Below are 26,284 nucleotides of genomic sequence, written 5' to 3' on the forward strand. Positions count from 1 at the left end.
TTCACACCAATAGTTGTTGCTATGGGGTCTTTCTGGTATAAAGCAGCGCTCTTTTCTAGGGGCCCGGTTCCTTCACTGTAGGTGTAGCCGGTAAGACCTCTAAAGAAACGCGGCGCCTGGCGCCAAATGACTGAGAGATTAAGCGGCCAACCCATGCCGGGTTGGGCATGTGGTTTTAGAGGGCTGAGGCATGTCGAGAGTATGTCAAGTTACCGGTAAGGGTCCGGTGACTGGGAATAACATTTCCCACGCAAACAACAAAACCCGTCGTCGTTTCCTGCCGAACCTGCAGCATCATCGCTTCTGGGTTGAAGAAGAGAAACGTTTCGTGCGTCTGCGCGTATCTGCCAAAGGCATGCGTATCATCGACAAGCGTGGCATCACTGTCGTGCTGGCCGAAATCCGCAAAGCTGGCAAGATCTAAGGGAGCTAATCATGCGTGAATTGATTCGTTTGATTTCGAGCGCCGGTACTGGTCACTTCTACACTACCGACAAGAACAAGCGCACTACTCCGGACAAAATCGAGATCAAGAAATTTGATCCGGTTGTTCGCAAGCACGTGATCTACAAAGAAGGCAAAATCAAGTAATTGATTTTTCCCTCTTAAGAAAAAGGCCCGTATCGCAAGATACGGGCCTTTTTTGTGGCCGGGGGAAAAGCTTCACGTGCTCAACCGCACTGAATGCTGACAATGACATTGTCGGCATTGGTCAGCAGGCTGATTCGTCGTGGGACTCGCTTGTGGTCTGAGGCGTAGCGAGGGCCGGTGACCCGCACCGGTGCGCCATTGGCCTGGGCTCGTACCTCCTCGAGCAACTGAGGGGTGCAGGTCTGGCCGATGGTGTATTCGGCGATCGTGACGTCGCATGAGTCTTGAGTGTCGGGCATGTTGCCTCCTTGCGTTGTGGGTCTGGATTGAGGCACGTCCTGTGCGCTCTTGCTAAAAAAAGGCCGGTATCGCGAGATACCGGCCTTTTTACTTACGCCAGTGCCGCTCGGCGAGCACTCAACCGAAGTTGAACGCCTCAATGGTGCCGGAGGCATTGGTGACGACGTGAATTCGCGTGCTATCCAGTTCCTTGGTCGCGACTTCACTGGCGCCGACTACGCGTCGCGCAGTCAGTTCGCTGATGTAGGCCTTCATGGAAGCCACATAAGGCTGGCCGATCAGGTGTTGAAGCTGTTGGAGGACTTCTTCATTGGTCATGTTCATTAATCCTTTAAGTGAACGATTATTGTCCGTTGGGACAGTTCGATCCTCCTCTGAGCCATGACCCGATGTGCGGTATATATCTATGGTTTCTGTTCAAACGCCACGTAGATCTTGCGGCATGTTTCCAGGACTTCCCAGGTGCCCCGGAATCCGGCTGGGATGACAAACCGATCACCGGTGCGCAGGGTCTTGGCATGGCCTTCGGTGTCGCGTAGCACCGAAACCCCCTGGACGATTTCGCAGTACTCGTGTTCGGTGAAATTGACCGTCCACTGCCCGACCGCGCCCTCCCAGACACCGGCATTGAGCTGGCCGCACGGGCTGTTGTAGTGGTTGTAGACGGTTTGCTCAGGGTCGCCCTTGAGGATTTTGGCCGCGTCCGGGCGGTAGCGTTCGGCGGCGGTGCCGGCCTGGCTGAAATCGACGATGTCCTGGATGCTCATACTGGTAATCCCCCCGTGTTTGCTTGGAAAGCCCCGAGTCTATGTTTATTAAAATGAACATCGCAAGGTCGTTTGCCGGCCTTATGTCAAATATATTGAAACTTGAGGGGCGGCTGGTTTAGGGTGGCGGGTGCCTCGGGCCGATTTCAAGGCTGGCCGGGCAGAATTCCTGACAGCGCCCGTGAAGAACGCGGGTGTCGTATTTAATAAGAGGAGGACACTCGTATGACCACCCTGACTCGTGCCGACTGGGAACAACGTGCCCGCGACCTGAAAATCGAAGGCCGCGCCTACATCAATGGCGAATACACCGACGCGGTCTCTGGCGAGACCTTCGAGTGCATCAGCCCGGTCGATGGCCGTCTGCTGGGCAAGATTGCCAGCTGTGATGCCGCCGACGCCCAGCGCGCCGTGGACAATGCCCGTGCCACGTTCAATTCCGGTGTCTGGTCCCGCCTGGCTCCGGCCAAGCGCAAGGCCGTCATGATCCGTTTCGCCGGCCTGCTCAAGCAAAATGCCCAGGAGCTGGCCCTGCTGGAAACCCTGGACATGGGCAAGCCGATCAGCGATTCCCTGGGCATCGACGTTCCGGGTGCCGCCCAGGCACTGAGCTGGAGCGGTGAAGCCATCGACAAGATCTACGATGAAGTGGCGGCGACCCCTCATGATCAACTGGGTCTGGTGACCCGTGAGCCAGTGGGCGTGGTTGGCGCTATCGTGCCGTGGAACTTCCCGCTGATGATGGCTTGCTGGAAACTCGGTCCGGCGCTGTCCACCGGTAACTCGGTGATCCTCAAGCCGTCCGAAAAATCCCCATTGACCGCCATCCGCATCGCGGCCCTGGCCGTCGAGGCCGGTATCCCCAAAGGCGTGCTCAACGTGCTGCCAGGCTACGGCCACACCGTGGGCAAGGCCCTGGCCCTGCACATGGACGTCGATACCCTGGTGTTCACCGGCTCGACCAAGATCGCCAAGCAACTGATGATCTACTCCGGCGAGTCGAACATGAAGCGCGTCTGGCTGGAAGCCGGCGGCAAGAGCCCGAACATCGTGTTTGCCGATGCACCGGACCTGCAGGCCGCCGCCGAATCCGCTGCCGGCGCGATTGCGTTCAACCAGGGCGAAGTCTGCACCGCCGGTTCACGCCTGCTGGTGGAGCGTTCGATCAAGGACACGTTCCTGCCACTGGTGATCGAGGCCCTGAAAACCTGGAAGCCGGGCAATCCGCTGGACCCGTCCACTACCGTGGGTGCGTTGGTCGATACCCAGCAAATGAATACCGTGCTGTCGTACATCGAGTCTGGCCATACCGACGGCGCCAAACTGGTGGCGGGCGGCAAGCGTATTCTTGAGGAAACCGGTGGCACCTACGTGGAGCCGACGATTTTCGACGGCGTGAGCAATGCCATGAAGATCGCCCAGGAAGAAATTTTTGGCCCGGTACTGTCGGTCATCACCTTCGATACCGCCGAAGAGGCCGTCCAGATCGCCAACGACACGCCCTATGGCCTGGCCGCAGCGGTATGGACCCGGGACATCTCCAAGGCTCACCTGACGGCCAAGGCCCTGCGCGCTGGTAGCGTGTGGGTCAACCAGTACGATGGCGGCGACATGACCGCCCCGTTCGGTGGCTTCAAGCAATCGGGCAACGGCCGTGACAAGTCGCTGCACGCCTTCGACAAGTACACCGAGCTGAAGGCGACCTGGATCAAGCTGTAAGCCTTTCAGGGAGCCTGGCTCCCTGAACGATGCAGATCCCTTGTGGGAGCGAGCCTGCTCGCGATAGTGGTATGACAGTCGACGTCGTGTTGAATGTTGCGCCGCCATCGTGAGCAGGTTCGCTCCCACAATGCTTTGTGCCACACATGAAAATATCCACAGGAGCGTGGAACATGCGTTGGGCGACTTATTTCGCCGTTCTGGCCTCGGTCCTGAGTGTCGGCCTGGCCCTGGGCGTCAGCATGCCGCTGGTGTCGTTTCGCCTGGAAAGCTGGGGCTACGGCTCGTTTGCTATCGGGGTGATGGCGGCCATGCCGGCCATTGGCGTCCTGCTGGGGGCGAAGATCTCCAGCCACCTGGCGGCCCGCCTGGGCACGGCCAACCTGATGCGCCTGTGCCTGTGGGCCGGAGCCCTCTCCATCGGCCTGCTGGCGTTGTTGCCCAGCTACCCGGTGTGGCTGGTACTGCGGCTGATGATCGGGGTCATCCTGACCATCGTGTTCATTCTCGGCGAGAGCTGGATCAACCAGTTGGTGGTTGAGCAATGGCGCGGTCGGCTGGTGGCGCTGTATGGCTGCAGCTATGCCTTGAGCCAATTGGCTGGGCCGTTGCTGCTGGGGGTGCTGGGCACCGACAACGACATCGGTTTCTGGGTCGGGGTCGCGCTGCTGGTGACTTCACCGCTGGTCTTGTTGGGGCGTAGCGGGGCGCCGAGCAGCGAAGCCCTGAGTGTGACCTTCAGTGACCTGCTGGGTTTCTGTCGCGGCCTGCCGGCCATCGCCTGGGCGGTGTCGTTGTTTGCTGCGTTCGAGGCGATGATCCTGACCTTGCTGCCGGTGTACTGCCTGCAACAGGGGTTCACCGCAGACATTGCCCTGGCCATGGTCAGCACCGTGGTCGTCGGCGATGCCTTGCTGCAACTGCCCATTGGTGCCCTCGCGGACTATTTGTCGCGGCGAACTTTGTTTGCCGGCTGCGCGGTGATCCTGATGCTGTCGAGCCTGGCGATCCCGCTGTTGCTCGACACGCTGCTGATCTGGCCGCTGTGGGTGCTGTTCGGTGCCAGCGCCGGTGGCTTGTTCACCCTGTCGCTGATTCTGGTGGGCGAGCGTTATCGCGATGATGCCCTGGTGCGGGCCAACGCCCACATCGCCCAGCTGTGGGGGATCGGTTGTCTGATCGGCCCGCTTGCAGCCGGTGCCGGCAGTCAGTGGGTCAGCGGTCACGCCTTGCCGTTGCTGATGGCGGCCGGGGCCTTTGGCCTGGTGCTGCTGTTGCTGCGCCAAGGGGCGTTTGGCGAGGCGGCGGAGCCGGTTTGACCTGTGGCCACTGTGGGCCGGGGTTCACAGTAGCCGTTCCAGGCCCAGGATGTCGCTGAACCAGGCATTGAAGCGGCGCCACCCATTTCCCGGTTCGCGGGTCAGGGTGTGCAGCTTGCCATCGTCTTCAGTGACCCAGACCAGTTGACCCTCCTGTAACCGCACCGCATAGCTGAGGGGAGGCGCCATGCCTTCCAGGGCGAGTTCGCGAACTCGCTCGGCAAGCGCCTGACTGTCGACCAGCACCCCGACTTCGGTATTCCACAGCACCGAACGCGGGTCGAAGTTGAATGAGCCGATGAACGCCTTTTGCCGATCGAAGATGATCGCCTTGCTGTGCAGGCTGGATTCGGAGCCGCGGTAGCTGGCGCTGCGAAACAGGCTTGGTCCGCTACCGCCACCTGCGCCTGGTTGCCGGCGCAGTTCAAACAGTTGCACGCCGTGTTCCAGCAGCGCCTTGCGGTAGGGGGCGTAGCCGCCGTGGACGGCGGGCACGTCGGTGGCCTCCAGCGAGTTGGTCAGGAAGCTGACGGACACCCCGGCATCGGCCCGCCCTGTGAGGTACACCAGCCCGGGTGGGCCAGGCACAAAGTACGCCGAGATCATGATCAGCTCTTTGCTCACCCCTTGCAGTTCAGGGGTCAGTTGGGTGGTCAGCAGCAGTTGCGGATCTGGCTCACCCTTGGCCAGCACCTTGCTCGGCGCGTCCCACAGCGCCTGGTTCCAGGCCCAGATCAGCTCGCTGCGCCAGAGGTCCAGGCGCGGATCGGTCTGGTAGGCCTTCAACTGTTGGTACAGGGCCTGGTTCTGCCGATGGCTTTCGTCCAGGGACGCTTGCAGCTGCGCCCGCGTCTTGGCCAGATCGTTGGCCGTGGGCTGGCTGGAGACCAACTCATCGATCGGCGTGCTCAGGGCGCTGTTCCAGTACTGATCGAAACTGTGGCCGAGCTGTTCAGCGACAGGTCCGACACCCAGCAGGTCGATGTCAGTGAAATTGAGCTTGGGCTGCGCGTCGAAGTACTCGTCACCCAGGTTGCGCCCGCCGACGATGGCGGCGCTGCTGTCCGCCAGCCACAGCTTGTTGTGCATGCGACGGTGCTGCTGCGAGAGATTGAATAGCCGGCCCATGGCGCGGGTGACACCGGTACCGCGACCCAGCTCCAGCGGATTGAACAGGCGAATCTGAATCTGTGGGTGAGCGGCCAGTGTGGCAATGGTCTGGACCTGGCCATCGCTGGTGAGGTCGTCAAGCAGGATGCGCACCCGCACGCCACGGTCAGCGGCCTTGAGCAGTTCGCTGACCAGCAATCGGGTGCTGATGCCGTCTTGCACGATGTAGTACTGCAGGTCGAGGCTGCGCTGCGCGTTGCGGATCAACTCGGCACGGGCGGCAAAGGCCTCGCTGCTGTCCGATAGCAGGCGAAATCCGGATCGCCCTGCATGGGGGGCGGCCTGGGCCTGGATCGAGCGCCCGAAGGCAGACTCGGCAGCCGGCAACGCCTGGCTGGGTTCACGGGGTACGTTGAGCGAGGCGCAACTGCTCAGCAACGCGGCGAACAACACGCAGAGCAGGGCTTTTTCTGGGCGCAAGTCGAATGTTCCCGCAAAAGGGCAGGTTTGGAGTATGGCACGGTTGGCGATGTCGTCATGGCGTGGCGATGGCGCCTGGGAAACTGTCGGACATCGAGTTTCCAGAGGCGCTAACGGTCCTCGGCCAGCAGGGCGATCGCCGCTGCGCCCACCTTGCGCACGGCTTCCTCGACCTGGGCCGTGGGTTTGGCCGCGTAGTTCATGCGCAGGCAGTTACGGTACTTGCCTGAGGCGGAAAAAATGCTGCCCACGGCAATCTGTACGCCCTGGTCGAGCAGCACCCGATTGAGCTTGAGCGTATCGAAGCCCTCCGGCAGTTCGACCCACAGCATGAAGCTGCCCTGGGGGCGGCTGGCGCGGGTGCCGAGGGGAAAGTAGCGGCTGACCCAATCGAGCATCAGGTCGCGGTTGCGCTGGTACTGGTTGCGCATCCGCCGCAAATGCGGCTCGAAATGCCCGCCCTTGAGGAACTCGGCGATGGCGATTTGTGGCTGTGGTGCGGTCGAGCCCGTGCTGATGTATTTCATGTGCAGCACCCGCTCCAGGTAGCGTCCCGGAGCGACCCAGCCGATCCGCAGGCCGGGCGCCAGGGTCTTGGAAAACGAACTGCAGAGCAGCACGCGACCGTCTTCATCGAAGGACTTGATGGTGCGCGGTCGAGGGTAGGTGTAGGCCAGTTCGCCATACACATCGTCCTCGATAATGGCCACGTCAAACCGTTGTGCCAGGGTCAACAGCGCACGTTTGCGCGATTCCGGCATGATGTAGCCCAGCGGGTTGTTGCAGTTGGGGGTCAACTGTATGGCTTTGATTGGCCACTGCTCGAGGGCCAGTTCCAGGGCGTCGAGGCTGATCCCGGTGAGGGGGTCGGTGGGAATCTCCAGGGCCTTCATGCCCAACCCCTTGAGGGTCTGCATGGCGCCGTGGAAGCTTGGCGAATCCACGGCCACGATGTCGCCCGGCTCGCAGATGGCGCGAATGCTGGAGGACAACGCTTCGTGGCAACCGGTGGTGATCACCAGGTCGCTGGCGCTCAGTTGGCTGCCGGAATCGAGCAGCAGGCGGGCGATCTGCTCACGCAGTTCCAGCACCCCGTAGATGTTGTCGTAATACAGCCCCGGCATGTCCTGGCGTCGGCTGATGCGCGCCAGGCTGCGCAGCAGGGGTTTCATGGTCGGTGTGGTGATATCCGGCATGCCGCGGCCCAGTTGCACCACGTCCTTGCGGGGCACGGCGCGGATCAGCTCCAGCACCTGGTCCCACTGGGAAATGTCCACCGGGCGCTGGGCCGGGCGGCCCACCGCCGGCAGTTCGGGCAGTTCGCGCCCCACAGGGACAAAGTAGCCGGACTTGGGCTTTGGCCGCGCCAGCCCGTTGTCCTCCAGCACCCGATAGGCCTGCTGCACGGTGCTCAGGCTGACGCCATGCTCGACACTCAAGGCCCGCACCGACGGCAGGCGGTCACCGGGCCGGTAGAAGCCCTGTTCGATGCGCGTGCCGAGCAATTCGGCGAGGTTGACGTACAGCGTCATGGTGCGGCCTCGGCGAGAGAGGAGGGACCAGTACAGATTAGGCAAAAAACCATCATTCAGCGGTTAATTCGGCAAATCTGTATGGATGTAATACAGGTCCATTGAATCTGTAATGGTTTTGCCTGCCCGCGCATCATGGAATCTCTGGCTACCCAAGTAAACAGGAGCACTAAAAATGAACGGCTTGAGCGATGTGCGGCTGACGTTACACAGTCAGGAACTGGTGGCAGGGCACGATCAGGGCATGCAGCCGACGGCGATCCGCAATGCGCCGTCCTGCCTGGGGCGCTGGGGCCTGCTCTGGCATCGTCTGCACACGCGCAAGGCCCTGCTCGAACTCACCCCGGAACAACTGCGCGACGTCGGCTTGAGTCATGAGCAGGCGAAGGAGGAGGCGCTGAAGCCGTTCTGGCGGCTTTGAACGGCCTTCGGCTCAGGCCAGCTCTTTGAGCCGGTGCCACAACATCCCCAGGGCCAGCAGTGGCGAGCGCAGGTAGCGGCCGCCCGGGAAGGTCACGTGCGGTACTTTGGCGAAGAGGTCGAAACCGCCGCTGTGCTGGCCGCTGATGGCCTCACCCAGCAGTTTGCCGGCCAGGTGAGTGGCATTCACCCCGTGTCCGGAGTACGCCTGGGCGTAGTACACATTCGGCTGGTCCTTGAGCCGGCCGATCTGGGGCAGGCGGTTGGCGCCAATGCCGATCATGCCGCCCCACTGATAGTCGATCTTCACCGCGCTCAGTTGCGGGAAAACCTCCAGCATCTTCGGCCGCATGTAGGCGCCGATGTCTGCCGGATCGCGGCCCGAATAGTGGCAGGCGCCGCCAAACAGCAGGCGCCGGTCCGCCGAAAGCCGGTAATAGTCCAGTGCCACGCGTTGGTCGCACACGGCCATGTTCTGCGGCAGCAAGGCGTGGGCTTGCTCTTCACTCAGGGGTTCGGTGGCGATGATGTAGCTGCCGGCGGGCAGCACCTTGCCGCTCAGGTGCGGGTTGAGGTGATTGAGGTAGGCGTTGCAGCCCAGCACCAGGGTCTTGGCGCGGACCGAACCTTGCGCGGTATGGACCTTGACCTCAGGCCCGTAGTCGATGCGGGTCACTGCCGATTGCTCGAACAGGCGGACCCCCAGTTGCTGGGCAGCGGCGGCTTCACCCAAGGCCAGGTTCAGCGGGTGCAGGTGGCCCGAACCCATGTCAATCAGCCCGCCCACGTAGCGGTCCGAGCCGACCACGCTGTGCATTTCGTGGGCTTGCAGCAGGCGGGTGCTGTGGCGATAGCCGAGGCTGCGCAGCTCGTCCGCGTCTGCGGCGAAACCTTCCAGGTCGCGGGGTTTGTTGGCCAGGTCGCAGTAGCCCCAGGTCAGGTCGCAGGGGATCTGGAACTGCTCGACCCGCTGGCGAACGATGTCCACCGCTTCCAGGCCCATCAGTTTCATCTGGCGGACGCCTTCGGCCCCCAGCACATTGCTGAACTGGTCCAGGCCATGGCCGACGCCACGAATCAACTGCCCGCCATTACGTCCGCTGGCGCCCCAGCCGATCTTGTGTGCCTCCAGCAGCACCACGCTGAGGCCGCGCTGGGCCAGTTCGATGGCCGTGTTCAGCCCGGAAAAGCCGCCGCCCACCACGCACACGTCGGCCAGCTGTTCACCCGCAAGCACCGGATGATCCGGCTGCGGCAGGCTGCTGGCGGCGTAATAGGAGGCGATGTGGGTGCTCGGGACAGGCGGCTGAACACGGGCAGTCATGGGATGATCCTGATTATCGGGTGTTGAGTAAATTTTACGGAGCATAAGCCGGACCTTTCAGCCTGGGCAACACTGGTCGGTTGTTGCTGTCTGGCGCAGGGCTTTTAGGGCAAAATCCGTCCTTGTTCACCTTAGGGGTATTTGTTTCGATGAGCTGCAACCGCGAGACCGTTCGTACCCTGCGCCAGCAGATCCCCACATTCGAGTGCGTGCCCGGCTGTCATGACTGCTGTGGTCCGGTCACCACCTCGCCGGAAGAAATGTCCCGCCTGCCACGCAAGACCCGCGCCGAGCAGGATGCCGCCCTGGAAGAACTGAACTGCGTACACCTGGGCCCCAACGGCTGCACCGTGTACGAGGAGCGGCCGCTGATCTGTCGCTTGTTCGGCACCACCAAGACCCTGCCATGCCCCAACGGTCGTGGGCCGGTGGAGTTGATCCACCCACGGGCCGAGGCACAGGTGTTCGAGTACATGGCTGCGAACCGACAGGTTTTGGTCTAGGGCTCGCGAAGCGTCCAAACACGCACCACAAGCCTCAATCCGGAATCGGCAAGCACAAACTCTCCTTCACCTCTTCCATCACGATGTAGCTCTTGGACTCACGCACGTGGGGCAGTTTGAGCAGGATATCGCCGAGCAATTTGCGGTATGAGGCCATCTCGGAAATCCGCGCCTTCACCAGGTAGTCGAAATCCCCGGACACCAGGTGGCATTCCAGTACGTGAGGCAGTTTCAGCACCGCGCGGCGGAATTCTTCGAAGGTGTCACCGGACTTGTAGTCCAGGCTGATCTCGACGAACACCAGCAGGCTGCCCTTGAGGTGTTGCGGATTGAGCCGGGCGTTGTAGCCCATGATGATCCCTTCGCGCTCCAGGCGCCGCACCCGCTCGGTACAGGGCGTGGTCGACAGGCCGACCTTCTCCCCCAGCTCGGTAAACGAAATGCGCCCGTCAGCCTGGAGGATGCGCAGGATGTTGCGGTCGATCTTGTCCAGCTCGCGTTTGGTTTGAGTGTTGGTCCGCATAGGGGATGCGCCTCCGTGAAAAGCCAAATTGCCGAGAATTGTCGCCAAATATAGGCACTTATATAGTGAAAAGCACTGGCAAATGTTTTTTACACTGCGCTCATCAATGCTTGTACACAACAACGTCAGCGGTTTGCCGCGATGAGGGATAAAAAAATGCGCGTTCTGGTCTTGGGTAGCGGCGTAATCGGTACCGCCAGTGCCTACTATCTGGCTCGGGCCGGCTTTGAAGTGACGGTTGTGGATCGTCAACCGGCCGCTGCCATGGAAACCAGTTTCGCCAACGCCGGCCAGGTATCGCCGGGTTATGCGTCGCCATGGGCTGCCCCGGGTGTGCCGCTCAAGGCCATCAAGTGGCTGTTGCAGCGCCACGCCCCGCTGGCCATCAAGGCCACCGCCGATATCGACCAGTACCTGTGGATGGCGCAGATGCTGCGCAACTGCACCGCCAGCCGTTATGCGGTGAACAAGGAGCGCATGGTCCGTCTGTCCGAGTACAGCCGTGACTGCCTCGACGAATTGCGTGCCGAAACCGGCATCGCCTACGAAGGCCGCAGCCTGGGGACCACCCAGCTGTTCCGCACCCAGGCGCAACTTGATGGCGCCGCCAAGGACATCGCGGTACTCAAGGAGTCCGGCGTGCCGTTCGAGCTGCTCGACCGCGCCGGCATTGCCCGCGTCGAACCGGCCCTGGCCAGCGTCACCGACATCCTGGCCGGTGCCCTGCGCCTGCCGAACGACCAGACCGGCGACTGCCAGATCTTCACCACCCGCCTGGCGGAAATGGCGATCAAGCTGGGTGTTGAATTCCGCTTTGGCCAGGACATCCAGCGCCTGGACTTCGCCGGTGACCGGATCAACGGCGTGTGGATCGACGGCAAGCTCGAAACCGCCGACCGCTACGTGCTGGCGCTGGGCAGTTACTCGCCGCAGTTGCTCAAGCCGTTGGGCATCAAGGCCCCGGTGTATCCGCTCAAGGGTTACTCGCTGACCGTGCCGATCACCAATCCGGCCATGGCCCCGACCTCGACCATTCTCGACGAGACCTACAAGGTCGCGATCACCCGTTTCGACAACCGCATCCGCGTCGGCGGCATGGCGGAGATTGCCGGTTTTGACCTGTCGCTGAATCCGCGTCGGCGTGAAACGCTGGAGATGATCGTCAACGATCTCTATCCTCAGGGCGGCGACCTGCAGCAAGCCAGCTTCTGGACCGGTCTGCGTCCGACCACGCCGGATGGCACGCCGATTGTCGGTGCCACCCCGTTCAAGAACCTGTTCCTGAACACCGGCCACGGCACGCTCGGCTGGACCATGGCGTGTGGCTCCGGCCGCCTGCTGGCTGACCTGATGGCCAAGAAAACGCCGCAGATCAGCGCCGAAGGCCTCGATATTTCCCGTTATGGCAACACCCACCAGGAGTCTGCAAAACATGTCAATCCAGCGCCAGCTCACCAATGAGCGTTTGAGCCAGATCGTAGTCCACAGCGGTACGGTGTACCTGGCGGGACAGGTCGGCGACGACATGAACGCCGGGATTGAACAGCAGACCCGCGAGACCCTGGCCAACATCGAGCGTTTGCTGGACCTGGCCGGTACCGACAAGACCCGGTTGTTGTCGGTGACGATCTACCTGAAAGACATCGATGCCGATTTCCAGGGCATGAACAGTGTCTGGGACAACTGGCTGCCCAAGAACGTCGCGCCAGCGCGGGCGACGGTGGAAGCCAAGCTGTGTGAACCGGAAATCCTGGTGGAAATGTCGGTCGTTGCCGCGCTGCCGTAAATGATCCCTCTGCCGGTGCTGTTGGCGGTTCATACTGTCTCCAGCACCGGTTTTTTCTTTCCCCCCCGCCAACCGCCTGGAAGCCTGCCGCCATGCGTCCTGCTCGTGCCCTGATTGATCTGCAAGCCCTGCGTCACAACTACCAACTGGCCCGTGAAGTCTCGGGGGCGCGCGCCCTCGCGGTGATCAAGGCCGATGCCTATGGCCATGGCGCAGTGCGCTGTGCCCAGGCGCTGGAAGCGGATGCCGATGGGTTTGCCGTGGCCTGCATCGAAGAAGCCCTGGAGCTGCGCGCTGCTGGAATTCGTGCGCCGGTGCTGCTGCTCGAAGGCTTTTTCGAAGCCGATGAGCTGTCGCTGATCGTCGAGCAGGATTTGTGGTGCGTGGTGCATTCGTTGTGGCAGCTCGAAGCCATCGAGCAGGCGACGCTGCGCAAGCCGATCACGGTCTGGCTCAAGCTGGACTCGGGCATGCACCGGGTCGGTCTGCACCCGGCGGACTATCAGGCGGCGTATCAACGGCTGCTGGCCAGCGGCAAGGTCGCGAAGATCGTGCTGATGAGCCACTTCGCCCGCGCCGATGAGCTCGACAGCAACAGCGCCAGCGAGCAGGTCGCGGTATTTGAAGCGGCGCGCCAGGGCTTGTCGGCACAGGTCAGCCTGCGTAACTCCCCGGCGGTGCTGGGTTGGCCGCAGGTGCCCAGCGACTGGGTGCGTCCCGGCATCATGCTGTACGGCGCCACCCCGTTCGAGGAAGCCAACGCGGTGGCCGCGCGTTTACAACCGGTGATGACCCTGGAGTCGAAAGTCATCAGTGTGCGCGAGTTGCCCGCCGGTGAACCCGTGGGTTATGGCGCCCGCTTCATCACGCCTAAACCCATGCGCCTTGGCGTGGTCGCCATGGGCTATGCCGACGGCTATCCGCGTCAGGCGCCGACCGGTACGCCGGTGTTGGTGGCGGGGCAGCGCAGTCAGCTGCTGGGGCGAGTGTCGATGGACATGCTGTGCATCGATTTGACCGATGTACCCCAGGCAGGCCTGGGCTCGACGGTCGAGTTATGGGGCAAGAACATCCTCGCCAGCGATATCGCGATGGCTGCGGACACCATTCCTTATCAGATCTTCTGCAACCTGCGTCGGGTGCCACGGCTCTATTCCGAGGTCTGACGGGCCGCGGGCTACAGCCGCCGGGCTTCTGCCGAACAGGACCTGGGCTCAAGTGTTGTAAATACTGAACGCTGTCGCCATGATAACGCTCAATATTTACATAACCTGAATCCTGGGAGGCAAATGCATTGGACGTCGGTGAACGACTGCAATCGATCCGTAAACTCAAAGGTCTTTCCCAGCGTGAGCTCGCCAAACGCGCGGGTGTGACCAACAGCACCATTTCCATGATCGAGAAAAACAGTGTCAGCCCTTCCATCAGTTCGCTGAGGAAGGTGCTTGGCGGCATCCCCATGTCCATGGTCGAGTTCTTTTCCGAAGAGATCCTCCAGGAAAAACCCACGCAGATCGTCTATAAAGCCAGCGAGCTGATCGATATCTCTGATGGCGCGGTGACCATGAAACTGGTGGGCAAGGCCCATCCGAGCCGTGCAATCGCCTTCCTCAACGAGATCTATCCACCCGGTGCCGATACCGGTGAAGAGATGCTCATCCACGAAGGGGAGGAAACCGGGATTCTGCTTGAAGGGCGTCTGGAACTGGTGGTCGGGCTTGAGACCTTCGTGCTCGAAGCCGGTGACAGCTACTACTTTGAAAGCACCAAGCCCCATCGTTTCCGCAATCCGTTTGATGCGCCAGCGCGACTAATCAGCGCAGCCACGCCGGCCAATTTCTAAGAAAAGAGGCGTCCGCCAAGGTTTTTCGAGGCGCCCGAGCAGTATTTCGCCATGACTTAATACCCCTAGGACTTTAGGGTTGTTTCAGTGTGGCGGGCTAACCGTTATACTTGCGCCCGCCTGCGAAACCGTGGCCGTGGGCGTGACTAGCCACCATTGAGGGTGTACGCGTGAACCTAATTATGAAAATGCTGGCCGCACCAGCAACCGTATTGGCCCTTTGGGCAGTCAGCGCTCAAGCTGCGACCAACGACGATATTGCCAAACGCCTTGAACCAGTCGGTCAGGTCTGTGTGCAAGGTCAGGAGTGCAAGGGGATGGAAGTCGCTGCTTCGGCAGGCGGCGGCGGGGCGAAAACCCCGGACGAGATCATTGCCAAACATTGCAACGCTTGCCACGGCAGTGGCCTGCTGGGTGCACCGAAAATCGGTGACACTGCAGCCTGGAAAGAGCGTGCCGATCACCAGGGCGGCCTTGACGGCATCCTGGCCAAGGCCATCACCGGGATCAACGCAATGCCACCTAAAGGCACCTGCGCAGATTGCTCCGATGATGACCTCAAAGGCGCTATCCAGAAGATGTCCGGCCTGAAATAAGCCGCCATCTTCAGCAAAAAAGCCGCTTGCGAGCGGCTTTTTTGTGCCTGGGATTTGACCTCACGACTGGTCATGGCGCGCAAGACCCGGCAAGCTCGGGCAAGCGTTGTTCATGGATAGGTCGGGAGGGGTCTGATGGTGCAGTCCGTTTCAATCGAGCAGGCAGTCGATGAAGTACTGGCGCGATTACCCGCGCACATCCACCTGGGCATGCCGTTGGGGTTGGGCAAGCCCAACCGCTTCGTCAACGCGCTCTATCAGCGCATCGCCCAGTTGCCCGAGCGCCAACTGACGGTCTATACCGCCTTGAGCCTGGGGCGTCCGCCCTTGGGCGACGGCCTGCAGCGGCGGTTCCTGGAGCCTTTCATCGAGCGCGTGTTTGGCGACTACCCGGAGCTGGACTTCCTCGCGGACCTGCGTAAAGACCAACTGCCCGCGAACATCCACATCGAGCAATTTTTCATGCAGCCTGGCAGCTTGCTGCACAGCGCCTCGGCACAGCAGGACTACGTCAGCAGCAATTACAGCCACGCCGCCCGGGATATCAACGCCGCTGGCTTGAACCTGGTGGCGCAGTTGGTGGCCCAGGACCCGCAGCATCCGGGCCGCCTGAGCCTGAGCTGCAATCCCGATATCACCCTCGACCTGCTGCCCATGATCGCCAAGCGCAGGGCGGCGGGCGAAACCATCCTGATGCTCGGCCAGGTGCACAGCGACCTGCCGTACATGCCCGGCGATTCAGAAGTCGACCGCCAGACGTTCGATTGGCTGATCGACGAGGAGGAGCGCAGCACCCTGTTTTCCACCCCCAACATGCCAGTGGGTTTCCAGGATCATTTCATTGGCCTGCACGCCAGCACCCTGGTGCGCGACGGCGGCACCCTGCAGATCGGCATTGGTTCCATGGGCGATGCGCTGACCGCCGCGTTGCTCGCGCGGCAAGCGGACAACGAGCAGTACCGCACGCTGCTGACCGACCTCGACGCGCACTACTGGGCCCCCCTGATCAGTCGCGAAGGTGGCGTCGAGCCTTTTGCCAAGGGGCTGTACGGTTGCAGCGAGATGTTCGTCAACGGCCTGCTGGCGTTGTCTGACGCCGGCATCGTGCGGCGCAAGGTTTACCCCAGCATTGCCCTGCAACAGCAGGCCAATGCGGGCACCCTGGATGAGACGGTGGCGCAGGGGGGCGTGTCGATTCACGGTGGATTCTTCCTCGGCCCGCGCAGCTTCTATCAGCGCCTGCGCGATCTGCCCCGGGACCAGCTCGGCGAATTCAACATGACCGCCATCAGCTATATCAACGAGCTGTACGGCCAGGAGCAGCTCAAGCGCTTGCAGCGCCAGGATGCACGCTTCATCAACAGTGCCTTCACCATGACCCTGATGGGGGCCGGGGTGGCCGACCAACTGGAAGATGGGCGGGTGCTGAGTGGGGTCGGCGGGCAATACAACTTTGTCGCCCAGGGCCATGCCCTGGAGGGCGCGCGCTCGATCCTGATTCTGCGCAGTTGCCGTGAGTCCGGTGGCGACATCAGCTCCAACATCGTCTGGCAGTACGGCCACTGCACGATCCCGCGGCACCTGCGCGACATCGTGATCACCGAGTACGGGATCGCCGACCTGCGCGGTCAAACCGATGCCAAGGTCATCGAATTGCTGCTCAACATCAGCGACTCACGTTTCCAGCCCGGCTTGATCGAGCAGGCGCAGAAAGCCGGCAAGCTGGCGAAGGATTTCCGCCTGGACGCGCGCTTCACCGACAACACCCCGCAGCGTTTGCAGGCCATCGCCGCGCGGCACCCACAGTTGTTCCCGGAGTATCCGTTGGGCAGTGATTTTTCCAGCGAGGAGCGGGACGTGTTGCGGGCGTTGAACTGGCTCAAGAGCAAATTCAAGCTGACCGAGATCCTGCAGTTGGGCAAGGCAGCGCTGGATGCGCCGCAGCCGTCAGAGTACCCGCAGCACCTGGCGCGCATGCAACTGACGAAGCCTGAGGGCTTGAAGCAGGATCTGTATCAGCGGTTACTGCTGGCAGGCTTGAAGGCCACGGCGCAGTAGCGGCCCCCACCAAACATCGGTGGGAGCGAGCCGGGGGGCATTACTCGATAAAGGTCACTACGCCGCCTGCCAGGGATTTGACCCGCGCCAGGGATTCTACGCGGTAGCCCTGGGAGTCCAGCTCGGCGCGGCCGCCCTGGAACGACTTCTCGATCACGATGCCCAGGCCGGCCACGGTGGCGCCCGCCTGCTTGATGATCGAAATCAGGGCCTGGGACGCCTTACCGTTGGCCAGGAAGTCATCGATGATCAGCACGCGGTCGCTGCTGGTCAGGTGGCGCGGGGAGATGGCCACGGTGCTTTCGGTCTGCTTGGTGAACGAGTACACGGTCGCCGACAGCAGGTTTTCAGTCAGGGTCAGGGACTGGTGCTTGCGGGCGAAGATCACCGGAACGCCCAGGTTCAGGCCGGTCATGATAGCCGGGGCAATGCCGGAGGCTTCGATGGTGACGATCTTGGTGATGCCCGAGTCCTTGAATAGCGCGGCGAATTCGTCGCCGATCAGCTTCATCAACGCCGGGTCGATCTGGTGGTTCAGAAAGGCGTCGACTTTCAGGACCTGGTCGGAAAGCACTATGCCTTCTTCGCGAATTTTCTTGTGCAGTGCTTCCACAACAGCTTCCTCTGGTGGCGCGACGGCGCCGAAAGTAGATTAAAAAGTAGTCGATTCTAGCGCTTTAACATCGCGCGTATATCGGCCAATGCGGTATTACCGCGCACGGCTTTGACTTCGGTCGGGGTGTCGTCATTGCCTTCCCAGGCCAGGTCGTCCGGCGGCAGCTCATCGAGGAACCGGCTCGGGGAGCAGTCGATGATCTCGCCGTACTGCTTGCGCTTGGCGGCAAAGGTGAAGGCCAGGGTCTGGCGTGCGCGGGTAATCCCGACATAGGCCAGGCGACGTTCTTCTTCGATGGTGTCGGCTTCGATGCTGGAGCGGTGCGGGAGGATTTCTTCTTCCATGCCCATGATGAACACGTAGGGGAATTCCAGGCCCTTGGAGGCGTGCAAGGTCATCATCTGCACGCCTTCGGCGCCGTCTTCCTCTTCCTGCTGGCGTTCGAGCATGTCACGCAGGACCAGCTTGCCGATGGCATCCTCCACGGTCATGTCGCCTTCTTCGTCCTTCTCGAGGGTGTTTTTCAACGCCTCGATCAGGAACCAGACGTTGCCCATGCGGTAGTCGGCGGCCTTGTCGCTGGAGCTGTTGGTGCGCAGCCAGTTCTCGTAATCGATGTCCATGACCATGCTGCGCAGGGCCGAAATCGGGTCTTCGCCGGCGCATTGCTCGCGGACCTTGTCCATGAAGCGCTTGAAGCGCGCCAGGCGGTCGGTGAAGCGGTTGTCCAGGTGCTCGCCCAGGCCGATCTCGTCGGTGGCGGCGTACATCGAAATCTTGCGTTCGGTGGCGTAGTTGCCGAGCTTTTCCAGGGTGGTCGAGCCGATTTCCCGGCGCGGGACGTTGATCACGCGCAGGAAGGCGTTGTCGTCGTCCGGGTTCACAATCAGCCGGAAGTAGGCCATCAGGTCTTTGACTTCCTGGCGTCCGAAAAAGCTGTTGCCGCCGGACAGGCGATACGGCACCTGGTGGTGCTGCAACTTGAGCTCGATCAGCTTGGCCTGGTAGTTGCCCCGGTAGAGGATCGCAAAATCGCTGTACGGGCGGTCGGTGCGCAGGTGCAGGCTGAGGATTTCCACGGCCACGCGCTCGGCTTCGGCGTCTTCGTTGCGGCAGCGAATCACGCGGATCTCGTCCCCGTGGCCCATCTCACTCCACAGTTGTTTTTCAAACTCATGGGGGTTGTTGGAGATCAGCACGTTGGCGCAGCGCAGGATGCGGCTGGTGGAGCGGTAGTTCTGCTCCAGCATCACCACTTTCAAGGACGGGTAGTCGTCCTTGAGCAACATCAGGTTTTCCGGACGGGCGCCGCGCCAGGCGTAGATCGACTGGTCATCGTCGCCCACCACGGTGAACTGGTTGCGCTTGCCGATCAGCAACTTCACCAGCAAATACTGGCTGGCGTTGGTGTCCTGGTACTCGTCCACCAGCAGGTAGCGGACTTTGTTCTGCCACTTTTCGAGGATGTCGGCGTGTTCCTGGAACAGCTTGACCGGCAACAGGATCAGGTCGTCGAAGTCCACTGCGTTGAACGCCTTGAGCGTGCGCTGGTAGTGGGTGTAGACGATGGCCGCGGTCTGCTCTTTGGGATTGCGCGCATTCTCCAGCGCCTCGGGCGGCAGGATCAGGTCGTTCTTCCAGGCGCCGATCATGTTCTTGATCTCGTCGACGCCGTCGTCGCCCGAGTATTCCTTCTGCATGATGTCGGTCATCAGGGACTTGACGTCGGTTTCGTCGAAGATCGAGAAACCGGGCTTGTAGCCCAGGCGCACATGCTCCTTGCGGATGATGTTCAGCCCCAGGTTGTGGAAGGTGCACACCGTCAGGCCGCGGCCTTCACCGCCCTTGAGCAGGGTGCCGACGCGCTCCTTCATCTCGCGCGCCGCCTTGTTGGTAAAGGTCATGGCGACGATGTACTGGGCGCGAATGCCGCAGTTCTGGATCAGATGCGCGATCTTGCGGGTGATCACGCTGGTCTTGCCGGAGCCAGCGCCGGCGAGCACCAAAAGAGGGCCGCCGACGTAGCTCACGGCTTCTTGCTGCCGGGGATTGAGTCGGGACATGACGGAAAAAGGAGTCGTTTGCGAAAAGGGCGGGCATTTTAACAGGATGCACGGATTCTGCCGCCTCTCTCCGACTTGTGACGCAGCACTCGATCAGTATTTGCCGGTTTTGTTACTTTCGCGCAGGATGCAGGAAGAATTTGCGTCTAATGTTCGATCTCTGAAGTGGCACAACGCTATTATTGAGAATCAATGGCATTTGTCATTGATCATCGGTGCGTCATAATGCCGCCGCCAACACCTTTGCAGAGTCTAGGGAGCTAGCTTGTCTACGCCTGTCGAACCCTTGCGCTTGTTGCTGCTGGCCGAAGAGCCAGTGTGGGCAGCGTTGTTGCGCGAGTGTCTGGCTCCGATGGGGAGCTCGGCTGTGCTGATCAGTGCACCGACCTGGGAGTCGGTGAGCAGTCTATTTACCGACAACCGCACCGCGGTCCTGCTGACTATTCCTGCCCTGCAACCGGAACCGGGGCGGTGCAGCCTGCCAACGGTGTTGCTGCTCGAACACGAACCCCTCACCCCGCCGGACGGTGTCAGCGACTGGCTGGTGCGCGATGCACTGGATGCGGGCATGCTGCGGCGTTGCCTACGGCATGTGCGTGAGCGCGGGGTGCTGGAAAACACTTTGCAGCGTCTTGCCGAACAGGACCCCTTGACCGGCATCGCCAATCGCCAGGGCTTCCAGACCTTGCTGGCCACGCGCCTGGCGGAAAATGACGGCCGGGGCCTGGCACTGGGGCACCTGGACCTCGACAACTTTCGCTACGCCAACGACGCCCTGGGCCATCAGGCCGGCGACCGGTTGATTTTGCAGGTGGTTGCGCGGCTCAAGAGCCAGTTGGAGGCCGGTGATCAACTGGCGCGGCTGGGCAGTGATGAATTTGCCTTGCTCATCGACACCCGCCGCGCGCCACAACGCGCCGAGTGGATGGCCGAGCGCATCACCGAAGCCTTGTCCGAACCCTACTGGATCGACGGTGAAAGCCTGTTGATCGGCGCCAGCCTGGGGATTGCCCACGCACGCGCCCAGGCCGGGGCCGACCCGCTGATGTGGCATGCCCATATCGCCATGCAGCAGGCCAAGAGCACCCAGGGTTGCACCTTCCATATCTTCAACGAGCGGATCAACCGCAACGCCCGCAGCATGGCGGACCTGGAAAGCGAGTTGCGCCGAGCCTTGCGCCGCGACGAGCTGGAGCTGCATTACCAGCCACGGCTGAACCTGGAGGACGGGCAGATTGTCGGCCTCGAAGCCCTGGTGCGCTGGCGACATGCCGAGCGTGGCTTGTTGCCGCCCAGTGAGTTTGTGCCGCTCGCCGAGCAGAGCGGGCTGATCGTGCCGCTTGGCTACTGGGTCATCTCCCGCGCTCTGCGGGACATGCAGGCGTTGCGCGAGCGCGGCCTGCCGCCGTTGCACATGGCGGTCAACCTGTCATTCCGCCAGTTCCAGGACAGCCAGTTGCTCTCGACCTTGAGCCGCCTGATCACCGAGCGGGGAGTCGATGCGCAGTGGCTGGAGTTCGAACTCACTGAAACCGCGGTGATGCGGCGCAGTGATCTGGTCCAGCAGACCATGGATGCCCTGGGGCGACTCGGCGTGCGGTTTTCCCTGGACGACTTTGGCACCGGGTTCTCCTCGTTCGTGCACCTCAACAGCCTGCCGATCGCCTTGTTGAAAATCGATAAGAGCTTTGTCGCAGGCATGGAGCGGCGTGAGGAGAATCGCAAGCTGGTCCACGCGATGATCAACCTGGCTCACAACCTCCATCTGGAGGTGGTCGCCGAGGGCGTCGAAACCCCGGAGCAACTAGAGCTGTTGCGCGGCTTCGGTTGCGACCAGGTGCAGGGCTACCTGATCAGCAAGCCGTTGCCGCTGAGCGAACTGGTGGAATACCTGACGTTCGGCTCCAGCCAGCAGCCGGTGCTGGAAATCGTCAACTGAGCTCGCCCCACAGGCGGGTCAATCCGGCTGAGGCATCTGGAAATCAGCGTGCGGCGCCGGCTCCTGGCGAATCATCCGTCTCATCTTCCATTCAAACCCCAGCGTCAGGCTCACCGCCGCACAGGCCAGCCCCAGGGCCAGGCCCCACCAGACGCCGGTCGGCCCCCAGTGCAGGTGGAAGGCCATCCACCAGGCGGCCGGAGCGCCGATCAGCCAATAGCAGCCCAGGCCTACCAGGAAGGTGGTTTTGGCGTCTTTGAGGCCACGTATGCAGCCCATGGCGATGGTCTGCACGCCGTCGAACAGCTCGAACCACGCGGCCACGGCCAGCAGGCTGACGGCCAGTTGGATGACGTCGGCAAACTGCGGGTCGTTGTGGTCCAGGAACAAGCCGACCAGTTCATTGGGCAGCAGCCAGAACACCATGGCGAAACCGAGCATCGCCACCGCGCCAAAGCTGATGCCTACACGTCCGGCCAGGCGTGCATCGAGCAGTTGCCCGGCGCCGTAATGCTGGCCGATGCGCATGGTGATGGCATAGGACAACCCCGCCGGCACCATGAACGCTACCGAGACAATCTGCAGGGCAATCTGATGGGCGCCCAGTTGCGTGCTGCCCATGGTGCCCATGCACAGGGCCGCGAAGGCGAACAGCCCGACCTCGACCGCATAAGTACCGCCAATCGGCAGGCCCAGTCGCCACAGCTCCCGCAGGTACTGGCGATTGGGCCGGGACAGGCCTGCGCGCAACGGGTAAGCCTCGTACGCCGGGTGCCGGCGAATGTGCCAGGCCAGGCCCAGGGCCATGCAGTTGGCCACGATCGCAGTCACCAGGCCGATCCCCATCAGGCCCAATTTCGGCAGGCCGAACATGCCGGTGATCAGCGCGTAGTTGAGCAGGAAGTTGGCCAGGGTGCCGATGACGCTGATGACCATCACCGGCGTGGCGTGGCCAATGGCGCTGGTGAAGCCGCGCAAGGCCATGAAGCTCAGGTAGCCAGGCAAGGCAAACGGCAGGATCAACAGGAACTGGCCGGCCATCTCGACGTTGCTGGCCGTCTGGCCGAACAACAGCAGGACCGGCTTGAGGTTCCACAGCAGCAGGCCCGCGACCAACGCCATCAGCCAAGCCAGCCATAACCCGGCCTGGGTCAGGCGCGCCGCACCCGGAATGTCGCCTGCGCCCTGGCGGATCGACACCAGCGTGCCAACTGCGGCGATCACGCCGATGCAGAAGATCGATACGAACGAATAGGTCGCCGCACCCAGGCCTCCACCGGCCAGCGCCTCGGGACTGATTTTGGCCATCATCAAGGTGTCGGTGAGCACCATCAGCATGTGCGCCAACTGCGAGGCGATCAACGGCCCCGCCAGCCGTAGGATGGCCCGCAGTTCGATACGTGCTGGATGCTGCATGGTCATCACGCGGGTTTCCTGGAAATAGGGGTGAGCCGCTGATTCTCGGCGCTCCGAGGCGAATGCACAAAGGGATAAAAACGATCGCTGGCATGATTAAAACTCATGCTGGGGAGATTCTGCTAGGGTTTGCCCATTGCGCTATAGGAGCTTTCCCGATGTCCCGTCGTCTTCCTCCGCTGTATGCCCTGCGTGCTTTCGAGGCTGCGGCCCGCCACAGTTCGTTCACCCGTGCCGCGCAAGAACTGTCGATTACCCAGAGCGCCGTCAGCCGGCATATCCGGACACTGGAAGAGCACTTTGCCTGCCGACTGTTTCAGCGCAGTGGTCGCAACCTGCAATTGACCGAGGCCGCTCGCCTGTTGCTGCCCGGTGTGCGTGAAGGTTTTGGTGCCCTGGAGCGCGCCTGCAGCACCTTGCGCAGCGAAGATGACATCTTGCGCATGAAAGCCCCTTCAACCCTGACCATGCGCTGGTTGCTGGCGCGGCTCAGCCGCTTTCGGCATCTGCAGCCGGGCAATGAAGTGCAACTGACCAGCGCCTGGATGGACGTCGACTCGGTGGATTTCAATCATGAACCCTTCGACTGCGCGGTATTGCTGAGCAACGGGCATTTTCCACCGGACTGGGAAGCCAGTTACCTGTTCGCGGAGACTGTTGATCCCGGTCGGTGCGCCGAACCTGCTCAACGATCAGCCCTGGGATGTCGAGCGGCTGGCCCTTACCGAACTGCTGCACCCCACCCCTGATCGTCGCGACTGGCGCAGTTGGCTGGAGCGCATGGGGCTCTCCGAGCAGGTGTCGCTCAAGGGCGGGCAAGTGTTCGATACCCTGGAGCTGGGGATGATCGCCGCGGCGCGTGGCTATGGGGTGTCCATGGGTGACCTGTTGATGGTGGCCGAGGATGTGGCGCAGGGGCGCCTGAGCCTGCCCTGGCCGACCGCCGTTGCCAGTGGCCTGAATTACTACCTGGTGTGGCCGAAAACCCGCCCAGGTGGTGAACGTTTGCGCCGGCTCAGCGACTTCCTGCAAGGCGAAGCGCAGGCCATGGAGTTGCCGGACGTCGAGCGTCTGGAATGAGTCGGCGGCAAACTCACTGATTGGTCGGCCGATAGTGCAGCGCTTCGGCCAGGTGCTCGCGGCTGATGCCCTGAACGTGCTCGAGATCGGCCAGGGTGCGGGCGACCTTGAGCAGTCGGTGGGCGGCCCTGAGCGACAGGGTCAGGCGTTCGCAGGCGCTCTCCAGCCAGTGTTCGTCTGCTGTGGATAACTGGCAATGCTGGCGCAGGCCAGGCAGGTCGAGGAAGGCGTTGGGGCAGCCCTGGCGCTGCTGCTGAACCTCGCGAGCCCTGGCCACGCGCTCGGCGGCACAGGCGGAGTTGTCACCCGGCTGGGTGGCGGGATTGAGTGCAGTGGCTTCGCGGGCGACGGTCAGGTGCAGGTCGATGCGGTCGAGCAGCGGGCCGGAGAGCTTGTGCCGATAACGCTGGACCATCTCCGGGGTGCAGGAGCAGCGGCCGCTGGGTTCGCCCAGATAGCCACAGGGGCATGGGTTCATGGCCGCCACCAACTGGAAACGGGCCGGGAAACGCACGCGGTCCCGGGCCCGGGCAATCACGATATGACCGGACTCCAGCGGCTCTCGTAATACCTCCAGCACCTTGCGATCGAACTCCGGCAACTCGTCAAGAAACAGCACGCCGTGATGGGCCAGGGTGATTTCCCCGGGCTGGGGTTTTGAACTGCCACCCACCAGCGCCGGGCCGGACGCTGAGTGATGGGGTTGGCGGAAAGGACGTTGCGGCCAATGACTCAACGGCACACCACTGGCAACCGACTGGATCGCCGCCACTTCCAGCGCCTCGCTTTCCGTCAGCGGCGGCAGCAACCCGGGCAAGCGACTGGCCAGCAGGGTTTTCCCGGTGCCGGGTGGTCCGCTGAACAGCAGGTTATGGGCGCCCGCTGCGGCAATCAGCAGGGCCCGCTTGGCGGCGGCCTGGCCCTGTACTTCGCTCAAGTCGGGGTAGGGCTTGATGGCGTGGAGCAAGCCATTGGAGCGATAAGGTTCGATGGGGGTATGGCCATTGAAGTGAGCGACTACCTCCAGCAAGTGATGCACCGCGATCACCTTGAGTCCGGAGGCCAGGCAGGCTTCCTCGGCATTCGCCCAGGGCACCACCAGCACCCGGCCGGCCTGGCGCGCCGCCAGGGCGGCCGGCAGCACTCCGCGTACGGCCCGCACCTCACCGGACAGCGCCAGTTCGCCCAGGCACTCCACGTCGTCCAGGGTCAGGGTGGGCACCTGTACGCTGGCCGAAAGTATCCCCAGGGCAATCGCCAGGTCGAAGCGCCCGCCGTCCTTGGGCAAGTCGGCGGGGGCGAGATTCAAGGTGATGCGCCGTGCCGGAAACTGCAGGCCCGAATTGATGATCGCGCTGCGCACCCGATCCTTGCTCTCTTTGACCGCCGCTTCGGGCAAGCCGACCATCGTCAGTGATGGCAAGCCATTGGCCAGGTGGACTTCAACGGTGACAGCCGGCGCCTCCACGCCAATCTGGGCGCGGCTGTGGACGATGGACAGGGACATGAGCATTCCTTGAACGAAAAAGAACCGCTTCCTGCGGTTGTTCAAGTGTAGTTGCGAGGGGGTGTTTTAGCGCAGCGCGCGGGGTGGCAAAGATTCGCAGGATGTTGCCGGCGGCCTGTGCGGGGTTTTGCGTAGGCGCTAGCTTGCTCGCGAAGCACTCAAGGACGACGCGTTGAGTCAGGCTTGACGCAGTATCGTTGACGTCCATCGCGAGCAGGGTCGCTCCCACCATGGGGCAGGGGATTACTCGGCAGGCGGATTGAGCCTGGCTTCCAGCTCCGCGACTTTCGCTTCAAGGCTTTCCAGGCGTGCCCGGGTGCGTGCCAGGACGACCATCTGGCTGTCGAATTCTTCCCGGCTGACCAGGTCCAGCTTGCTGAAGCCGCTTTGCAGCAGGGCCTTGAACTGGCTTTCGATTTCGCTTTTGGGCAGCGGGGTGTCGCCGCTGAACAGGCGGGAGGCGTGGCCGCTCAGGGCGTCGAGGAGGTCTTTGGGCGCGAGCATGTGAGGGAGTCCTTAAACTGATGGCGGGCAGTGTATCACGCAGCGTTCAGGCTCATTTGTGCTGCTACGGCGCACGCTTTTCGCGCATTCGCTGGTTGGTCGGCGCACCGTTATTGTGCGTATCTGTGCGCGCACTTTCGTGCAATCGCTTGGTTTCAATGGCAAGGGATTGAAATCAGTGGTTTTTCTGGAGATGGCAAGCTTTCTGCTAAGACCTCTGTGACCCATGCACTGATGCAGTCGCTGTGACGAATGCAGTGCGGCAGGCGAAGCGGGGAGTTTCGTCGG

General features: G+C 62.1%; 25 protein-coding genes and 1 pseudogene. 14 read left to right on the forward strand and 12 right to left on the reverse strand.

All coding sequences use genetic code 11. From position 1 onward, the window contains the following. Positions 1–190 precede the first annotated feature (190 nt). Both rpmB and rpmG read left to right on the forward strand, forming a co-directional pair. Positions 191–424: a 50S ribosomal protein L28 gene (gene rpmB, locus Q1W70_RS10950; RefSeq protein WP_007894701.1), complete on the forward strand. Its 234-nt coding sequence runs from the start codon at positions 191–193 to the stop codon at positions 422–424. Between the two features lie 11 nt (positions 425–435). Beyond that, the gene (rpmG, locus tag Q1W70_RS10955; protein ID WP_007894709.1) at positions 436–591 is read left to right on the forward strand and encodes a 50S ribosomal protein L33; all 156 of its coding nucleotides are present in this window, start codon (positions 436–438) and stop codon (positions 589–591) included. Positions 592–671: 80 nt separating this feature from the next. On the opposite strand, the gene Q1W70_RS10960 is transcribed toward rpmG, so the two are convergent. The 3 genes from Q1W70_RS10960 to Q1W70_RS10970 all read right to left on the reverse strand — a co-directional run bounded on the left by Q1W70_RS10960 (position 672) and on the right by Q1W70_RS10970 (position 1,658). Further along, on the reverse strand, positions 672–890 hold the full coding sequence (locus Q1W70_RS10960) for a peptidase inhibitor (protein WP_166589284.1): 219 nt from the start codon (positions 888–890) through the stop codon (positions 672–674). A 118-nt stretch (positions 891–1,008) separates the two neighbouring features. Beyond that, complete coding sequence (locus Q1W70_RS10965; RefSeq protein ID WP_166589283.1) at positions 1,009–1,209, reverse strand: I78 family peptidase inhibitor; 201 nt, start codon at positions 1,207–1,209, stop codon at positions 1,009–1,011. Positions 1,210–1,295: 86 nt separating this feature from the next. Next, positions 1,296–1,658 carry a cupin domain-containing protein gene (locus Q1W70_RS10970; protein WP_182342850.1) on the reverse strand — a complete coding sequence of 121 codons (363 nt, stop codon included), beginning with the start codon at positions 1,656–1,658 and terminating at the stop codon, positions 1,296–1,298. A gap of 225 nt (positions 1,659–1,883) precedes the next feature. On the opposite strand from Q1W70_RS10970, the gene Q1W70_RS10975 reads away from it, so the two are divergent. Then, complete coding sequence (locus Q1W70_RS10975; protein WP_166589281.1) at positions 1,884–3,377, forward strand: aldehyde dehydrogenase; 1,494 nt, start codon at positions 1,884–1,886, stop codon at positions 3,375–3,377. Between the two features lie 173 nt (positions 3,378–3,550). Further along, positions 3,551–4,696: an MFS transporter gene (locus tag Q1W70_RS10980; protein WP_166589280.1), complete on the forward strand. Its 1,146-nt coding sequence runs from the start codon at positions 3,551–3,553 to the stop codon at positions 4,694–4,696. Between the two features lie 24 nt (positions 4,697–4,720). Here Q1W70_RS10980 and Q1W70_RS10985 read toward each other — a convergent pair whose 3' ends face one another. Next, on the reverse strand, positions 4,721–6,286 hold the full coding sequence (locus Q1W70_RS10985) for a phospholipase D family protein (RefSeq protein ID WP_166589279.1): 1,566 nt from the start codon (positions 6,284–6,286) through the stop codon (positions 4,721–4,723). A 110-nt stretch (positions 6,287–6,396) separates the two neighbouring features. Next, complete coding sequence (locus Q1W70_RS10990; RefSeq protein ID WP_166589278.1) at positions 6,397–7,818, reverse strand: aminotransferase-like domain-containing protein; 1,422 nt, start codon at positions 7,816–7,818, stop codon at positions 6,397–6,399. 175 nt (positions 7,819–7,993) lie between these two features. Between Q1W70_RS10990 and Q1W70_RS10995 the strand changes: the two genes are divergently transcribed. Beyond that, positions 7,994–8,239 (forward strand): DUF1127 domain-containing protein, encoded by a 246-nt coding sequence (locus tag Q1W70_RS10995; RefSeq protein WP_166589277.1) that lies wholly within the window; start codon positions 7,994–7,996, stop codon positions 8,237–8,239. 12 nt (positions 8,240–8,251) lie between these two features. Here the strand turns inward: Q1W70_RS10995 and Q1W70_RS11000 are convergent, their stop codons facing one another. Next, complete coding sequence (locus Q1W70_RS11000) at positions 8,252–9,562, reverse strand: NAD(P)/FAD-dependent oxidoreductase (RefSeq protein ID WP_166589276.1); 1,311 nt, start codon at positions 9,560–9,562, stop codon at positions 8,252–8,254. A 149-nt stretch (positions 9,563–9,711) separates the two neighbouring features. Between Q1W70_RS11000 and Q1W70_RS11005 the strand changes: the two genes are divergently transcribed. Beyond that, the gene (locus Q1W70_RS11005) at positions 9,712–10,065 is read left to right on the forward strand and encodes a YkgJ family cysteine cluster protein (RefSeq protein WP_166589275.1); all 354 of its coding nucleotides are present in this window, start codon (positions 9,712–9,714) and stop codon (positions 10,063–10,065) included. A 34-nt stretch (positions 10,066–10,099) separates the two neighbouring features. Here the strand turns inward: Q1W70_RS11005 and Q1W70_RS11010 are convergent, their stop codons facing one another. Further along, the gene (locus Q1W70_RS11010) at positions 10,100–10,588 is read right to left on the reverse strand and encodes an Lrp/AsnC ligand binding domain-containing protein (protein ID WP_010465173.1); all 489 of its coding nucleotides are present in this window, start codon (positions 10,586–10,588) and stop codon (positions 10,100–10,102) included. Positions 10,589–10,744: 156 nt separating this feature from the next. Between Q1W70_RS11010 and dadA the strand changes: the two genes are divergently transcribed. From dadA to Q1W70_RS11040, 6 genes are all read left to right on the forward strand, one after another. Next, the gene (gene dadA / locus Q1W70_RS11015; RefSeq protein WP_095164851.1) at positions 10,745–12,049 is read left to right on the forward strand and encodes a D-amino acid dehydrogenase; all 1,305 of its coding nucleotides are present in this window, start codon (positions 10,745–10,747) and stop codon (positions 12,047–12,049) included. Next, positions 12,021–12,374: a RidA family protein gene (locus Q1W70_RS11020; RefSeq protein WP_182342843.1), complete on the forward strand. Its 354-nt coding sequence runs from the start codon at positions 12,021–12,023 to the stop codon at positions 12,372–12,374. The genes dadA and Q1W70_RS11020 overlap by 29 nt, the downstream gene beginning before the upstream one ends. 92 nt (positions 12,375–12,466) lie before the next feature. Beyond that, positions 12,467–13,540 carry an alanine racemase gene (alr, locus tag Q1W70_RS11025; protein ID WP_166589273.1) on the forward strand — a complete coding sequence of 358 codons (1,074 nt, stop codon included), beginning with the start codon at positions 12,467–12,469 and terminating at the stop codon, positions 13,538–13,540. A 128-nt stretch (positions 13,541–13,668) separates the two neighbouring features. After that, positions 13,669–14,217, forward strand: a complete 549-nt coding sequence (locus Q1W70_RS11030) for a cupin domain-containing protein (RefSeq protein ID WP_166589272.1) — start codon at positions 13,669–13,671, stop codon at positions 14,215–14,217. Positions 14,218–14,399: 182 nt separating this feature from the next. Continuing rightward, positions 14,400–14,813: a c-type cytochrome gene (locus tag Q1W70_RS11035; protein ID WP_095164845.1), complete on the forward strand. Its 414-nt coding sequence runs from the start codon at positions 14,400–14,402 to the stop codon at positions 14,811–14,813. Positions 14,814–14,948: 135 nt separating this feature from the next. Further along, positions 14,949–16,871: an acetyl-CoA hydrolase/transferase C-terminal domain-containing protein gene (locus Q1W70_RS11040; protein WP_302098820.1), complete on the forward strand. Its 1,923-nt coding sequence runs from the start codon at positions 14,949–14,951 to the stop codon at positions 16,869–16,871. 40 nt (positions 16,872–16,911) lie between these two features. On the opposite strand, the gene Q1W70_RS11045 is transcribed toward Q1W70_RS11040, so the two are convergent. Next, positions 16,912–17,484, reverse strand: coding sequence for a xanthine phosphoribosyltransferase (locus tag Q1W70_RS11045; protein WP_095081958.1), 573 nt, complete (start codon positions 17,482–17,484; stop codon positions 16,912–16,914). Between the two features lie 56 nt (positions 17,485–17,540). After that, positions 17,541–19,550, reverse strand: a complete 2,010-nt coding sequence (gene rep, locus Q1W70_RS11050; RefSeq protein ID WP_166589270.1) for a DNA helicase Rep — start codon at positions 19,548–19,550, stop codon at positions 17,541–17,543. A gap of 265 nt (positions 19,551–19,815) precedes the next feature. Between rep and Q1W70_RS11055 the strand changes: the two genes are divergently transcribed. Next, positions 19,816–21,489 (forward strand): putative bifunctional diguanylate cyclase/phosphodiesterase, encoded by a 1,674-nt coding sequence (locus Q1W70_RS11055; RefSeq protein WP_166589269.1) that lies wholly within the window; start codon positions 19,816–19,818, stop codon positions 21,487–21,489. A gap of 18 nt (positions 21,490–21,507) precedes the next feature. Here Q1W70_RS11055 and Q1W70_RS11060 read toward each other — a convergent pair whose 3' ends face one another. Beyond that, on the reverse strand, positions 21,508–22,905 hold the full coding sequence (locus Q1W70_RS11060; protein ID WP_166589338.1) for a NorM family multidrug efflux MATE transporter: 1,398 nt from the start codon (positions 22,903–22,905) through the stop codon (positions 21,508–21,510). A 158-nt stretch (positions 22,906–23,063) separates the two neighbouring features. Between Q1W70_RS11060 and Q1W70_RS11065 the strand changes: the two are divergent. After that, positions 23,064–23,985 (forward strand): annotated as a pseudogene (locus Q1W70_RS11065) (LysR substrate-binding domain-containing protein). A 13-nt stretch (positions 23,986–23,998) separates the two neighbouring features. On the opposite strand, the gene Q1W70_RS11070 reads toward Q1W70_RS11065, so the two are convergent. Beyond that, positions 23,999–25,492 carry a YifB family Mg chelatase-like AAA ATPase gene (locus Q1W70_RS11070; RefSeq protein WP_302098821.1) on the reverse strand — a complete coding sequence of 498 codons (1,494 nt, stop codon included), beginning with the start codon at positions 25,490–25,492 and terminating at the stop codon, positions 23,999–24,001. Positions 25,493–25,735: 243 nt separating this feature from the next. Continuing rightward, the gene (locus tag Q1W70_RS11075) at positions 25,736–25,996 is read right to left on the reverse strand and encodes an accessory factor UbiK family protein (RefSeq protein WP_095164833.1); all 261 of its coding nucleotides are present in this window, start codon (positions 25,994–25,996) and stop codon (positions 25,736–25,738) included. Positions 25,997–26,284: the final 288 nt, after the last annotated feature.

The sequence above is a fragment of the Pseudomonas kielensis genome, assembly GCF_030505375.1.
GTDB classification, from domain to species: Bacteria; Pseudomonadota; Gammaproteobacteria; order Pseudomonadales; family Pseudomonadaceae; genus Aquipseudomonas; species Aquipseudomonas kielensis.